Here is a 14664-nt window from a genome sequence, read left to right on the forward strand (position 1 = left end):
TTTTCAACACAATCGGCCGATTGCTGTCGGTGACGAAGGGCAGAAATCGGCAAAAAGTAGATGTCGGCGCCTATTTCGTTGATGCGATTATAATGTTTCAGGCATCGCGCAAGCCGGATTCATCGAGAACGGCTGCCGATTTCAGCATCTTCAAAATCACCAAGGCAAAAGCACGGCTCTTGGTCTCGTTATCCAGCACTTCCAGCGACAGCTTCTCGTGGTCGGTCATTGCATCCAGTACGGTGTCCAGAACACGCTTGGGGAACAGGCCGTGCATTACTTGATCCACCGAGTGATTATTCACCTGCGCCATCACATCTTCTTGGCGGCTAATGCGTTGTGCGATGCCGGTGAGGAACTGCAGCTGGTCGTCATCGCTCACCTCGGCACCGAAGATATCGTTCAGCGCCTCGATGATTTCCGACAAGCGCTTCTTTTCCGGGTCATGGGGCTTGCCGCTACCCACATCACTGCCAGGTTTGAGGGTGTATTCGCCACCTTCCTCGTTCAGTCGTATCTGGTGTTCAGCGCGCTTGCTCAGGCGGTAGTGGCTCAGCTGCAGCTCGCCCACGTCCACGTCGTCTTGTTGCAGGCGATCCACACGTAGCAGAGGATACAGGTGCTTGGCGTACACGCAGAGCTGCTCCAACTCGCGGTCCTCATAGGGCACGATTTGTGAGAGGAATTCGTACAGGCGCACAAAGCTCTGCAGGTTCTTGCGGAACAGGTCTAGTTGATCTACCTGCTCGCCGGCCTCTTTCACCGCGTGTTCGGCTTTTTTCAAGCCAGCGCTGTCGCCATTGGCTTCGGCTTTCCGCTTGTAATCCAGCGCTTGCTCGCGCGACTCCATTGAGAAGGCGTAGCGCTTGGCAAAGCGCTCCTTTGCCGGAGTGCAGTAGTAGCTGAGCTTGCTGGCCGCCGCCTTCGGGTCGAAGAAGGCCGTGGCGAACGCCTCGACCTCCTGCCAGTGATAGATCCCCTCGGCATCCAGCTTCTTCTGCAGGTCATAGATGATCAGCGGGTCGGTTACATCGGTCAGCTCAGCCTTGGTGTAGTACGGCAAGAAGGCGTCGAGAATATCCTGCGGCTCGTTGAAGAAGTCGAGGATGAAGGTTTCCTTGCTGTCACCGAAAGTGCGGTTCAGCCGCGACAGGGTCTGCACACAGTCCACGCCTTGCAGCTTCTTGTCCACGTACATTGCACACAGCTTGGGCTGATCGAAGCCGGTCTGATACTTGTTGGCCGCGATCATTACGTTGAAGTCTTGGGTGTCGAACGCCATCGCCAGGTCACGACCATTCAGGCCGGGGTTGATCAGGTTGCTGTTTTCCGTCACTTCTTCGGGGATTACCTCATCCGGTAGCACGCTGCCGGAGAACGCCACCAGCGGGTGTACATCGTTGTAACCCATCTGCTGTACATAGGCTTTCACTGCCAACTGGTAACGCACAGCTTCTTGGCGGCTGCTGGTCACCACCATAGCCTTTGCCTGGCCATTGAGTAGATTGCGGATATTGGCGCGGAAGTGTTCGACGATCACTTCAACCTTTTGACTGATGTTGTATGGATGCAAGCGCACCCAGCGCGCTAGCTTGATGCGCGCCTTCTTGCTGTCTACCTCTTCGTCTTCGCCATCCGGGTGGGCGATTTTCCAGGCCGTGCTGTAAGTGGTGTAGTTACGAAGCACGTCGAGAATGAAACCCTCCTCGATAGCCTGGCGCATGGAATACAGATGAAAAGCCTCCGGCTTGTTGCTGGAACTGGCCGGCAGCGTGAGGTCGGTCGGGCGACCGAACAGCTCCAGAGTCTTGGCCTTGGGCGTGGCGGTGAAGGCGTAGTAACTGATGCGCTCATTCGGTTGGCGCGCCTGTACTGCGGCGTCCAACAACTCTTCGGCGCTGACTTCCTCGGCGTCCAACGCATCGCTGCCTAGAATCTGTTTCAGCTTGCTGGCCGACGAGCCAGTTTGCGAGGAATGCGCCTCGTCAGCGATTACTGCATAACGTCCGCTAGCGAGTTTTGGGTACTTGTCTAGGGCATCGAACAACGCTGGAAAAGTCTGGATGGTGACGATAATGATGCGCGTCTGTGCAGCCAGCGCCTCAGCCAGCTGTTCGGACTTGCTTTGGTTGCCGACATCACGACTGATCGGCTTGACCACACCCTGGGCGTGCTCGAACTGGTAGATGGTGTTTTGCAACTGGCTATCCAGCACCGTACGGTCGGTGACCACAATCACCGAGTTGAACAGGCGTTGGCCGTTGGCGTCGTACAGCGAGGCCAGTTGATGTGCTGTCCAGGCGATAGAGTTGGACTTGCCCGAGCCGGCGCTGTGTTGGATTAAATAGCGCTTGCCAGGTCCTTCGGCTCGGGTGGTGTTGACCAGCTTGTTGACCACTTCCCATTGGTGGTAACGCGGGAAGATCATCGTTTCCTTGGTAACCAGTGTTCCATCGAAGCCTTCGCTGGTTTTTTTGTCCAGGTGCAGAAAGCGCCCAAGTACTTTGAGCCAGGCATCTGGCTGCAAGAGCCGTTGCCACAGGTAGCCGGTGGCGTACTGGCTATCGTCGGCAGGCATTGGGTTGCCAGCACCGCCTTCCTCGCTGCCGAGGTTAAAGGGCAGGAAGAAGGTGTCCTTACCCGCCAGCTTCGTAGTCATCGCCACCTCATTCTGCCCTACGGCGAAATGCACCAGCGCACCACGCTTGAAGGTCAGCAGCGGCTCGGGCTTACGCGTCAGCGGGTCTTTCACCGGGCGGTCGTCACGGTACTGGCGCTTGGCGTTCTCGACCGACTGCTTGAATACGCTTTTCAGCTCCAGCGTGGCGGTGGGGATGCCGTTGACGAACAGCACGAGATCTAACCGAGGATTGTAGCTTTGCCCGCTGCTTCCTGTTTCACGTGCATGCGGAGAGTAGGCTACTTCCGGCACCACGCGCAGGCGATTGCACTGGTAGCGCTTCAAGGTATCCGGGTTCATGACATGGTCGGGTTGGAAGCTGCACAGCTCCACCTTCACCGCTGGCAACTTAAAACCATGACGCAGCACATCCAGGGTGCCGCTCTGCTCCAGTTCGCGCACGAGCTTCTGCACCAGAACCTCTTCTGGGGCATTGGGGTTGGCCTTGGCGAACTTGTCCCAGCGCTCCGGCCAGGCGTCCTTTAAGTAACCCAGTACATCTTCGGTATACAACGCCGTGCGGCGGTCGTAACCACTGGCCGTGCCCACCAGCCATCCTAGGGCGGCCAAGGCGCCGATAATGTCCTGCTGGAATTGCGCTTCCTTGCTATCCGCCATTACACGGCCTCTTGCTCTAATTCACGGGAAGGTGCACTAACCGGCGACTGCCAGCCGCGCACATCAATTTTGCCGGTGACGGCGGAGGAGATTAGAGCGGAACGGCGTTCTTGCATCAAAGCAATTGAGCTCTGGGCGTGAGCTTCTAAGGTTTGGAATACGCTCAGCCTATGTGCTACGAATTGAATGATCTTAGACTGCTCTTCCAGAGTCGGTAGAGGAATACGCAATGCTGAAACGAGTTCGCAATTCAGTGCCGCCTGATTTGCTCCACGACCAAAATCTCTCATAGGCTCATAAAGACTGTGAAGGTAAAGGTGCAGAAACTCTGACAAAACTTTTTGCAAGTTAGGAATAACAGCGCAAACATTCTGATTTATCGTAGCATCAATATTTAGAAGGGCAGCCAAACCCCGAGTCTTACCTTGTCCAACAAGCCCGACTAAAACTGCTCCTCGCGGGACTATTTCTACTGAGCACTCGGCGAGTGCTTTTTTAGTAATGAACTCGGAGGCGGAATTGATTTGGTAGTCGTTCAATGCGCCTGAGGCTACCCAAGGAATATCTCCGTTGCTCCAATATTCGTTATTATCTCGACTAGGTGTTGAGCCGTTTATTACCCGCGCCAGATGCCCCAGCTTCGGTAATGTCCAGTTGAAGGGGATTTTTCCGAGCCACTCTACGCCGGAGTTTTTCATTGGTACTGAGGGATCGAGGCCTTTGGTGACGGCGTTGGAGATCAGGGCCTGCCGCTTTTCCTTGAGCAGTTCGATCAGGCGCTGCTGCTGTTCGATCAGGGCATCGATGCGGGCAGTTTGGTAGTCGAGGAAACGGGCGATTTGGGTTTGCTCAACAATTGGAGGTAAAGGAATGCGTAGGTTTTCGAGTACTGACATTCCAATATTTTGCTGCGTCCCATAGTTCCAATTAAGCCTAACGCTCTCTTGAAAATTACGAGATCTCATTGCTTGTAGTACGTAGCGAGGTAAAGCTAACCGAGAGCACCGTACAACTGCCAATGGCGACCAGATATTAAAATCCTGATCAGTAGAAACAAGAGCCACCACGCCGGTAGTAGCTCCGGACTTCACCATAAAAATATCGTTTCTATGAGGTTTGTATTTTTTTGAATAGCGGTCATGATCCGCCTGAGAAATAAATCGGGATTTTGAAAAATTTATCTCACCCGTCGAAACAGCTTCTGCAGATACGAATGGGATACCGTCAGCAATGAACTCAGGTGTTTCATGAGGACCGTCAGTGATTGGGTCTTCCACAATATGCTTCAAAGGGGATACATCCCAATGCGCCGGAACCGCTCCAAGCTCAGGTAAGCCAGTGTCTTTGTAATCCCCATAGGAAGAAAAACTCACGTGGAAAGCCCCTCGATTATCTGCTTGATGCGGTCAGTACAGGCTTTGAGGTCGCGGTCGATTTCTTCCAGGGGGCGCGGCGGCTGGAATACATAGAAGTGACGATTGAAGGGAATCTCGAAACCAACAAGGCCGACCTCGCTGTCCTGAGCGTCGGTTTTGCTCTCGTCGATCCAGGCGTCCGGCACGTGGGGGATGACTTCGCGTTGAAAGTAGTCATACACCGACTCGCCCAGCGGCACGTTTTCGTTGTCGCGCAGGGCAGTGTCCGGCTCAGGCTGGCCCTTGGTTTTGCAGATATCCGCTTCGGGGTCGCGCTCGCTCAGTCCATTCAGCAGCGCTTTTAGTTCCGCCGTGGCGGGGAACACATCTTGGTCGCTCAGGGTCTTTTTCAGCAGCTTGGTGAACTGCTCGCGGTTGCGATGCAGCACGCTGTCTTCTATCGCTTGCAGGGCCTGGATCAACTGTTGCTGGGCGGTGCTGCCAAGCTTTTTAATAGCTTTATCTTCCAACACTTTTGCGATGCGCTCGGCACTGGTTTGGAAGTTCAGGCGTAGCGGGCGCTCGACGGTGATTCGCCGGTAGCCAAAGGCTTCAATCGGAAAAATCTTGCTCTGCGCGGTTTGCTCGAAACGGCCATACAGGCGTACCAGCTCGTCAATCTGCTCGTCGCTGATGAATTGCCGCTTGCTGCCAAGGGATTTGCGCATTTTGGCGAAGTGCTGGCTGCCGTCGATCAGCTGTACCAGGCCCTTGCGTGCTCCGGCCTTGTGGTTGCTTAAAATCCACACGTAGGTGGCGATACCGGTGTTGTAGAACATGTCCGTCGGTAGCGCGACGATGGCTTCAATCAGGTCGTTTTGCAGTAGGTAGCGGCGAATCTCCGACTCGCCCGACCCCGCGCCGCCGGTGAACAGCGGCGAGCCGTTGAGGATAATGCCGATGCGCGAGCCACCGTCGCGCGGGTCACGCATCTTGCTGACTAGATGCAGGAGGAACAGCAGCGAGCCGTCGGACACGCGTGGCAGACCGGGGCCGAAGCGGCCGTCGAAACCCTTGAGTCTGTACTCGTCGGTGATCTGCTTTTGCACCTTCTTCCATTCCACGCCGAATGGCGGGTTGCTGAGCATGAAGTCGAAGTGCTTGTTGGCCAATTGGTCGTTAGATAGGGTATTGCCGAGCTTGATGCTGGCCACGTCCTGGCCCTTGATTAGCATGTCCGCTTTGCAGATGGCGTACGACTCGGGATTCAGCTCCTGGCCGTGCAGGGATACGCTGACTTTTTCGCTGATGGACTGGATGTACTCATCACCCTCGGACAGAAATCCACCCGTACCCGCCGTTGGGTCATAGATGGTAACGATGCTATTGGGCGCGAGTTTGTGGTCTTGATCGGTAATCACCAACGAAGTGGTGAGGTGCACGATATCGCGCGGGGTGAAATGCTCACCCGCAGTTTCGTTGGAGCTTTCGGCGAACTTGCGGATCAGCTCTTCGAAGATGATGCCCATGCCGAAGTTGCTGATGCGCTCGGGGCTCAGGTCGGTGGCAGCAAATCGTTGTACAACCTGATAGAGCAGGTTAGCGCTGGCTAGCTGCTGAACAAAGTCTTCAAAGTGGAAGTGTTCGAATATCTCGCGAGCGTCCTTGCTGAAGGACTGCACGTAGCTCATCACATCGGGCGAGGTCTGGGTATCGGACACAGCGCCGAGGGTCAGTGGCGAAGCGTTGAAGAACTGCAGGCCGCCTGCTGCACGCAGCATATACATTTCACGTACGGTGTCTGGGCGACCTTCCTGGGCGTAGGACTCGCGAATCACGGCATCCTTAGTCGACGCCAGCACACACTCCATGCGCCGAAGCAGGGTGAATGGCAGGATGATGCGACCGTACTGAGACTGCTTGAAATCACCACGCAGCAGGTCGGCAATCGACCAGAGAAAGGCGGCCGTCTGGGAATGATTTTCCGTATTCACGCAACAACACCTTGGAGTAGGGGCAAAAGCGCAAGTCTAACACCCGAGGGTGCCCATCAGGAGCGTCCGCCTTAGGTTGTGGCAGCCGCGGAGCGTGGGGCCGCTTTTGGCCGCTCTCTGCCGATCATGGTTATAAAGCGTGCTGGTCAAATCCGATGCAATCGGTGGTCAGAACGAATGCAAATGACTAGTCAGCTCGAATGCAAACGGGGAGTCAAGGTGAGTGCAATTTTGCAGTCATTGCTGTCGTGCATCATGAACAGCATGCCAACCTGGTTGTTCTAGGCGTTTCAAAACCGTACTGAAATGGTGGCTTTATGCGATTAATTTGTGTTTTCGCGGCAATTTGAAACGCGGATGCACGCGCGATACTTTAGCGTTGCCTTGGAGTGGCCTTGGACAGTGGGTCAAAGCTCATTCGCATGGTAATGAAACGTTTTCTTCTATAGATATTGAAAGACAGCGTTAATCCGTAACACCGACCGACTTCCCGCGTAGCGCGGGAGCGGAATAAAAAATGGGCACGCCAACTGGGTTGGGTGCCCATTTTTTTGTGGTCGCGAAGGTCATGCCGGTCACCCACGGATCAGACTACACAAGACCCTCGCAGGAGCCGGCTTGCTGGCGATAGCGGCTTACCAATCAACATTGAAGTCGCCTGACACACCGCCATCGCCAGCAAGCCGGCTCCTACAGTTAGTGCGAAAGGCGAATCACCCGAAACTTCCCGCGCAGCGAGGCAGGGGTAAAAAAGGGCATGCCATTTGGAGGGCGTACCCATTTTTCGGATGACAACATTCATTGTAGGAGCCGGCTTGCTGGCGATAGCGGCTTACCAATCAACATTGAAGTCGCCTGACACACCGCCATCGTCAGCAAGCCGGCTCCTACAGGTCAATCGACGCGGAGTTGTTGCTTGGCAAAAATCGCTGCCATCTCGGGTTCATCCAGATGATCCAGCGCACGCTCCACCAACAAATGCACCCCGTCGGCCATGCGGCTAAGCGCCAGGGCTACGGAGCGGCGTGAACCGTCCACATCGTCGGCAAGGTCGGCGGCGATGGCGCTGATGGACAGCAGGTCTTCCGAGGCGTTGGCGAGGAGGGCTTCGGTGTTGATGCCCGGGCAGACGCTGAAGAGTTGGCCGTTGCGTTTCGGTGGTTTTGGTTCGGCTGGCGGGAAGTGATGGTCGAGGGCGCGTTCGGCGGCTTCGTTGAGTTTGTTTGAGTCGGGGCTTTCGTATGGGGAGATTGGGTCGGTGTCTGGCGGGTTGGGAGTTACCTTGAACATGATCTTCAATTCCTTGAATGATGCCGACACCACTTCGCCGACTAAACGAAGGGGTGGCAGCTGTACGCAGGTTAGTCGGACCGGGGAATTGAAGAAGCCGGCGCACCCGAAGGTGCCCTACGCACAGCCACCATCAAATGCAGGTTGGAAATACCTGCCTGACGGACGCTTGTGCATCTTCAATTACCAGCGAGCGACTAAACCCGATCACTGATGAGCAGTGACACGAACCAAGTTACCGACCGACCCCAAAGCGCACAAGCCGGCGGATTCTGGCGTAGCCGTAGGCAACGGCGCAAGGTGTTGTAGCTTGCAGGACGTAACCTTGAGGCGTTTTAAACAAGCGCTCTCTGGCGATGTTTAATCATTGCGATCTTGATGTTCCTTACCAACTTCCATAGGGGATTCCGAACTTTTCGATATAGGCTTTTGACTCTTCTGAAAGCGGCCGATGTTTTCCATTGGACGTTCCCCCGTAGGGGCCTTTGGGACTGATCGTGCCTTGGACTCGAGTGACTTCGGTCGATTTAAGACAAGGCCCACCTAACCACACCTTGGCGATTCCTCCTGGCGCCAGGCCGATAGTCAAAAACTTTCGGTAATCGGTTTTCCATTTGCCTACCGCGCCGCAATAAGCTCTTTCACCCTTGAGCATGGTGTTCCGCGCAGATTCGGGGATTTCGATGTAGGCCCCGTAGGTCTGCGGTTCTGCCATGGACTGCCAGCGCACATAGACCAAACGAGGCAGGTCAGCCCCGGTAACATACCGGCCTTTTCCTCCAGGATCTTCTCGCCATCCCGCTGGCTTACCTCTGAACTCGGACGGTACGCCTTTGCTCATGGCTCGTGGATACCCCATAGCCGGTATACCGCTGCCCGCGCGAAGGAACACGCGCTCATTAATATCAACGACACCGGCCGTTTCGATCCAGACTTCCATATAGTCAGGCGAAAAAAAATCTAGGCTCCATGCGTCATAAGGTAATGATCTGCTCTCGACAGAGGCACATCCTCCCAACAACACAAATAGCAACGCAAAGCCGGACTTAAGCAAGGGTGAGCACCTATGCATTGGGATGCACCACGCGTTTATAGTTTTCGGCGGGGCGATCGATAAACACGATGTTCAGGTCACTATTGTTCCAGCCTTTGGCTGCGTTCCATTTCGCAGACAGATGGATATAGCGGCGGTACAGCAGCTCCTCTTCGTCGAGGCTCAGGCTCGTGCGGCGAGTTTCGCCTAACGCATAAACCATCAATTTTTCGGCAATCGGTTTCAGCTCTGTTGGTAATGCGTACGTCTGATCCTCTTCGTCAATGACCTTGAACGGGACGTCGTGCCTGGCCCCCAACTCGCGCATGATTCGCAGGTAAACCAACGCCAAATCGTTGCGCACAATCCGCTCGCTGTGGACCGCCGCATAGACATTCTTCGAATTGGATCTGTCGCCTTTTGCGTTGTTGATCATCTCCACCGCCCAAGTTTTCACCTCCAATGTCAGCCCATACAGATTGAGTTGATCCTGAAGGCGACCTAGCTCTTGCTGAGCCCAACGATAGGCGGTTGACGCTGTGGAAGGCACGTAAAGTTCCATGTCGCGGCTGCAGCGCGGCTTGCTAAGCAAAACTCGTTCAATGACGTGGGGTATATACCCTCCACCCAAGTCGGAGTGGACGCCGGGCAGCTCGATATCAGCAGCGCCGGCGCTGTTGAGTGAAAAGTTATGGCGGCGCTCGTCCCGCGACACTAAATGCACGACCTTTTTTGCCACATCGGGTGCCAAGTACAAATTGACCCCGGGGTTATTGGCGTCGTGGACGCTAAAGTCGCCGTCAGACACGCTGCCTACTGCAGCAGCGGTGTCGAAAATGCCGATAAAGTTGATAGAGGCATCGGTGTTGGCGCGCCAGGAAAACTCCTCGGTAAACAACGTAGCATTGGCGGGTAGCTGCGCCGCCAATGGACTCTTCTCTCCTTTCTGTACTTCATTGGCAAAATGCCGCGCAGCTGCGGCACCGCGACTGAAACCGAAGATATCGAACTCGACACGTTCAACCTTTCGATCAGGATTGGATCGCTTGAACTGTTCAACCCTTTCGAGAATAAGCGTTGGACTCTGCGCAACCCGCGCTGATACACCGTGTTCACCCACGCCGGTTGCTAGTGAAAAAAGTGAATCCTGTTCGCCACTGCTAGTACCGATGCCATCCAGATAAACGGGGATGTACCCGATGGTTTCTTCAACAGCCAATAACCGCTTACTGTCATCGGTGTACAGCTCATACAACTTCGCCACATTACTCGTGTCATTCCCATAGCTGTTATCCGGTGTATTCCCCTTGCCGTCATAACCCCTCGCCTGACAAAACTGCAGAATATCCTCAGCCTCCTCCAGCAGATTCACATCCCGCGCATAACACCCGGCAACCATTTCACTGTTGGACCGATTATTCCCAGTCCCATCAAAAAACACCCCAATACGTAAAGTAATTCCTTCTTCTTCAACCTCTTCTTCCTCCTCCTCCAGCTCATCCGACTCATTCTCTTCCGACGACGGGGGCTCAGGCACAACCGCCGCCAACAACCCCGCGACCGTCCCCGGCAACAACGCATGCGCCGCCATCCCCGTTCCCGGCGAACCACCGACCTCAACCTCGCTACTGCTGAACACTCCACCCGCATCGATCACGACGTGGTGACCACCGGCCTTCAACGTAATGCTGGCGCCCGCGTCCAGCACCAGATGGGCGCCAGCCTTGATGTGAACGTGCTCACCGGCCTCAACCACCCACGCTTCGCCAATCTGGTTGTGGCTACTCCCGGCAATTTGCAGATAGTCATTGGCCTTGAGCTGAACCTTTCTATCCGCCGTAACCGTGCGATGTTCTTCCGCGCCGAGCACCGCGATGCTGTTGCCCTTGATGGTTTCCCGACGCTCATTCCCCACGTCCAGTCGACTGTCGTTCCCGACCTTCTGCTCCATGTCCCGCTGTGCTCGCAGGTAGATCAACTCCAGCCCGGCGCGGTCTTCGATCGACAGTTCGTTAAAGCCACCGGTATGCGGCGAGCTGTGGCTGCGCAGCACGGTTCTGGTTTTGTTTTCGGGCAAGGGGTAGGGCGCCGGTGTGACCTTGTTGATCAGGCAACCGGTTATGAGAGGGTTATCTGGATTGCCTTCGAGGTAGGTGACGAGGACTTCCATGCCGATGCGCGGAATGGTCACCGCGCCGAAATGATCCCCCACCCAACTGGACGCCACCCGCAGCCAGCAACTGCTTTGTTCGCTGTTGTGCTCCGCGCGGTCCCAATGGAATTCGACTTTGACGCGACCGTCTTCATCGCAGTAGATCTCTTCCCCTACAGGCCCGGTGACACGGGCGGTCTGGCAGACGAGCACGGGGCGTTGTGCGGGCATCGGCGGCCGATAAAACACGTCCCAGGGAATCGCGCAGAAGCTGTTTTGGTAGCCCTGGGTAAAACTCCCCTCCGCGTCGGTGATTGACTCTTCCAGCACCTGCGGCTGTTTTCCGATATGAGTAACGCTGAGCAACAGCCACAGGTCGTTGTACGTGGCGCGTGGGTGATCCGTCAGGCTGAAAAAGTGGCCGCTGCGCAGGCACGGTTGATCGCTTTTGCCCTCGGCCAATTGATAGTCGGCGCGGTGCCGCTCCAGTGCTTGTCGGGCGAGCTGTTTACCGTGCTTTTCGGTCTCGAAAAACAGCGGGTAACGATAGTCTTCAAGCTCGGGGCTGAACTCGACGATGAAGCGACTTTCCAGCAGCAAGCTCGGGTGTTTCGGGTCGTAGTTTCGGCGGGTGACTTTGCTGGGGCGAGTGCTGTAACGCATGGAAAATTGGCTGACGACCGGATGCTCCGCCACCATGCCGGCGCCTTGCAGGTAGGGCGTTCCGCCCAATTTCGCAAAGGCGGTCTGATCATCGCTGAACACCAGCACATGGCCATCCCGGGAGTGCTGGTGATGCCACGCAATGCCATCCTCGGCGCACAGTCGCCGGACGAACTCAAAACAACTTTCCCCATATTGGGTGCAGTATTCGCGCTCGGGACTCGTTCTGACGTGGAAGCTAAATGCATCGGCTTGAATGCCGTGCCCCTTGAGTACCTGAGCGATGATTTGCGGCGCCGTCAGGCCCTGGAAAATTCGCTGATCGTGACTGAACTGCAAGTCATGCAGCGCGGGCACCAGGTGCATGCGATAGCGGGTCAGGCGCTTGCCGACTTCGCCCACGGACACCCTGGTGACATGGCCATGAATGCCCTCGCCGTTGAGGCCGAATTGAAGAAAGGCGGGTTGGTTGAGCAAGCTTTCCAGATCGAAATCCGGATGCTCGCTGACCAGGTCGACCTGAATCGAATACAAGGCGCTGATGGTTTCCGTGCCTTCGAAGGCCAGCACTTTGAAGTCGTTGCGAATCGTCGGGATCAGGAGGGTGAACTGGGCAAGATTGGCCGATGCAAGCATGCGCTTATCCTTTTGCTTCGTAGTCGCTCGTCCTTAAGCTGAAAGAAAAAATCGGCGAAACCGGGCCATACGTGCCCGGATTAAGTCGCCAAAATGCCGGGCACGCTAACAAGGCATGCAAAGTATTGATGTAGGAAGGATCTTGAAGAGTGGTGTGATATTTCCCAGATACCCGAAGTTCCATTTTGGAACTTTGTTTTAAGTTCAAAGTGGCCATCATAGTGATGGCACTTTTCTTATCGGCAGTTGTCACTCGTCGTTTTATTCATCGATGCCGTAACATTTCGGAATGCTCCTACATTTATATTTTTTAGTTTTTGGCATGCTGCGCGCCTGCCAAAGGGAGCAATCGGCAATGAATATGCGGTTTATTCAGGTGAAAGAAGCGGAGGCCTCTACCTCAAAGGTTTCAGGACGTTGGGTCGAGCGCTGAATTATTAAACTGACATCAGGGATCCCCTTGCTACATATAGGGAGATCTCCTACGAGAGATAAACGCGCTTCGTCTTATTGTTTAATCGGGTGCTTGCTAGTGGCCATCATCGTGAGTACGATGCGCCCACTTTGAAAGAGCACGATCTCAATTGGATGAGAAATTTCGCAGCTCTTTGATTCTGTCTCACGCCGTTGGAACTCCAATGAGCGTATGACCGTAATCCAAACTAAAGGCCATGGATGTCCTACTCAAGCAAACTTTCTGCTCATTACCTCGATCTCGCAAAAGCCTCTGTTTCCAAAGAGAATTTCGCGGGCGAGGATGTTCGCTTTTCGAGCGAATATGAGGCATTGGAAAGCGAGCTGGCGAAAGCTTCGTCCATGCACGAAAGCGGTCAGATCGACTGGCTGAAAATCCGTGAAACCAGCGAAAACCTGTTGCGCACCCAATCCAAGGACTTACGCGTCGGCGCCTGGCTGACCTGGGCCCTGTATCAGCGCGAATCCTTTCAAGGCCTGCTCGCCGGCCTCGGTTTGTTGCATCACCTGTGCGAAAACCACTGGGCTGAAGTCCACCCGAACAAGGCCCGCACGCGCTCCGCTGCGATCAGTTGGCTGGTGCCGCGTCTTGAGCAGGTGCTGACCGAAAACGTCGCGATTAAAGAGCAGTTGCCGATGTTCCGCCGTCTGGTGGAACACCTGGAAGGCCTCGACGCCGCGTGCACCGAGCACCTGGGTGACGACGCGCCGTTGCTGCTGCCAATCTCCCGCCGTCTGAAAAACATGGTGCAACGCGCCGCCGACAACCAGCCGGAACCAGGCGTGGTCGGTGCGGCCGTGGCTCAGGTCAAACAAGTCGCGACGCAACTTTTAACGCCCGGCGCGCCGATCGACAACGAAAAAGAAGCCCACAAAGCCCTGCGCGCGCAGCAAGAAAGCGCCCGGCCGTTGTGCGCCTGGTGGCTCAAGCAGAAAGCCACCGACCTGCGTGCCCTGCGCCTCAATCGCACGCTGTTGTGGTTGCCCATCGACGCTGTCCCCGAACGTAATGCCGAGCAGATCACCGTGCTGCGCGGCTTGCCCGCCGACAAGCTCAAGGCCTATCAGGACCGTTACGACCAGGGCAAATACGCTGACCTGTTGGTGGAACTGGAGGCGAGCCTGGCGAAGGCGCCGTTCTGGTTCGATGGCCAGCGAATGGTCTGGGAATGCCTCCAGGCATTGAACGCCGACATGGCAATGCGCGAAGTGGAAATCCACTTCGCGCTTTTGGTTCAGCGCCTGCCTGGCATCGTCGAATTGCGCTTCCATGACGGCGCTCCGTTTGCCGACCCGGCCACCCGCGCCTGGATCAGCGCCAACGTCATGCCACACCTGCAAAGCGCCAGTGCGCCGCGCAAGGTCGAAGTCGCCGACACCCAACCCGCTTGGGAACTGGCCCTCGAAGAGGTTCTGCCGATTCTGCGCAAGGACGGCCTCAAGGCTGCTGTGCAAATTCTCAAGCAGGGCCTGCAAAGCGCCCATGGCGGGCGCGTGCGGTTCTTCTGGCAGTTCGCCCTCGCGCGGCTGTGCTTCATGGCCAAGAAATACGAACTGGCCAAGACCCAACTCGAAACCCTCGACCAAACATTACAGGACTCAGGCCTGCACGCCTGGGAGCCCGATCTTGCGCTGGAAGTGCTGCATTTACTGCATAGCTGCTGCGAGTTGTTGCCGCAGAACCATGCCGTACGTGAACGCAAGGAAGAGATTTATCGCAGGCTGTGCCACCTCGATCTCGAAGTGGTACTCGAATAGGCCCCAGGGCC

General features: G+C 55.7%; 7 protein-coding genes. 1 reads left to right on the top strand and 6 read right to left on the bottom strand.

Features of this window, described 5'->3' with window-relative positions; translation table 11 throughout:
- Positions 1–97: 97 nt before the first annotated feature.
- From FBY04_RS21500 to tssI, 6 genes are all read right to left on the bottom strand, one after another.
- Positions 98–3298 carry a type I restriction endonuclease subunit R gene (locus tag FBY04_RS21500; RefSeq protein ID WP_145316766.1) on the bottom strand — a complete coding sequence of 1067 codons (3201 nt, stop codon included), beginning with the start codon at positions 3296–3298 and terminating at the stop codon, positions 98–100.
- Positions 3298–4671, bottom strand: coding sequence for a restriction endonuclease subunit S (locus FBY04_RS21505; RefSeq protein WP_145316768.1), 1374 nt, complete (start codon positions 4669–4671; stop codon positions 3298–3300). The genes FBY04_RS21500 and FBY04_RS21505 overlap by 1 nt, the downstream gene beginning before the upstream one ends.
- Positions 4668–6647 (bottom strand): class I SAM-dependent DNA methyltransferase, encoded by a 1980-nt coding sequence (locus FBY04_RS21510; protein WP_145316770.1) that lies wholly within the window; start codon positions 6645–6647, stop codon positions 4668–4670. Before FBY04_RS21510 ends, FBY04_RS21505 begins: the two co-directional genes overlap by 4 nt.
- A gap of 894 nt (positions 6648–7541) precedes the next feature.
- A complete protein-coding gene (locus FBY04_RS21515) occupies positions 7542–7937 on the bottom strand; it encodes a DUF6124 family protein (protein WP_145316772.1) in 396 nt (131 codons plus the stop codon).
- A 385-nt stretch (positions 7938–8322) separates the two neighbouring features.
- Positions 8323–9009 (bottom strand): DUF2931 family protein, encoded by a 687-nt coding sequence (locus FBY04_RS21520; RefSeq protein ID WP_008030682.1) that lies wholly within the window; start codon positions 9007–9009, stop codon positions 8323–8325.
- Positions 9002–12421 carry a type VI secretion system tip protein TssI/VgrG gene (tssI, locus tag FBY04_RS21525; protein WP_145316774.1) on the bottom strand — a complete coding sequence of 1140 codons (3420 nt, stop codon included), beginning with the start codon at positions 12419–12421 and terminating at the stop codon, positions 9002–9004. The genes FBY04_RS21520 and tssI overlap by 8 nt, the downstream gene beginning before the upstream one ends.
- A gap of 675 nt (positions 12422–13096) precedes the next feature.
- Between tssI and tssA the strand changes: the two genes are divergently transcribed.
- On the top strand, positions 13097–14653 hold the full coding sequence (gene tssA, locus FBY04_RS21530) for a type VI secretion system protein TssA (protein ID WP_084317728.1): 1557 nt from the start codon (positions 13097–13099) through the stop codon (positions 14651–14653).
- Positions 14654–14664 lie beyond the last annotated feature (11 nt).

The organism is Pseudomonas sp. SJZ080, from assembly GCF_007828295.1.
Lineage (GTDB): Bacteria > Pseudomonadota > Gammaproteobacteria > Pseudomonadales > Pseudomonadaceae > Aquipseudomonas > Aquipseudomonas migulae_A.

Coding starts and splice junctions, on each gene's coding strand:
- tssI (WP_145316774.1), bottom strand. CDS start 12,421: ATGCTTGCATCGGCCAATCTTGCCCAGTTCACCCTCCTGATCCCGACG.
- FBY04_RS21520 (WP_008030682.1), bottom strand. CDS start 9,009: ATGCATAGGTGCTCACCCTTGCTTAAGTCCGGCTTTGCGTTGCTATTT.
- FBY04_RS21515 (WP_145316772.1), bottom strand. CDS start 7,937: ATGTTCAAGGTAACTCCCAACCCGCCAGACACCGACCCAATCTCCCCA.
- tssA (WP_084317728.1), top strand. CDS start 13,097: ATGTCCTACTCAAGCAAACTTTCTGCTCATTACCTCGATCTCGCAAAA.
- FBY04_RS21500 (WP_145316766.1), bottom strand. CDS start 3,298: ATGGCGGATAGCAAGGAAGCGCAATTCCAGCAGGACATTATCGGCGCC.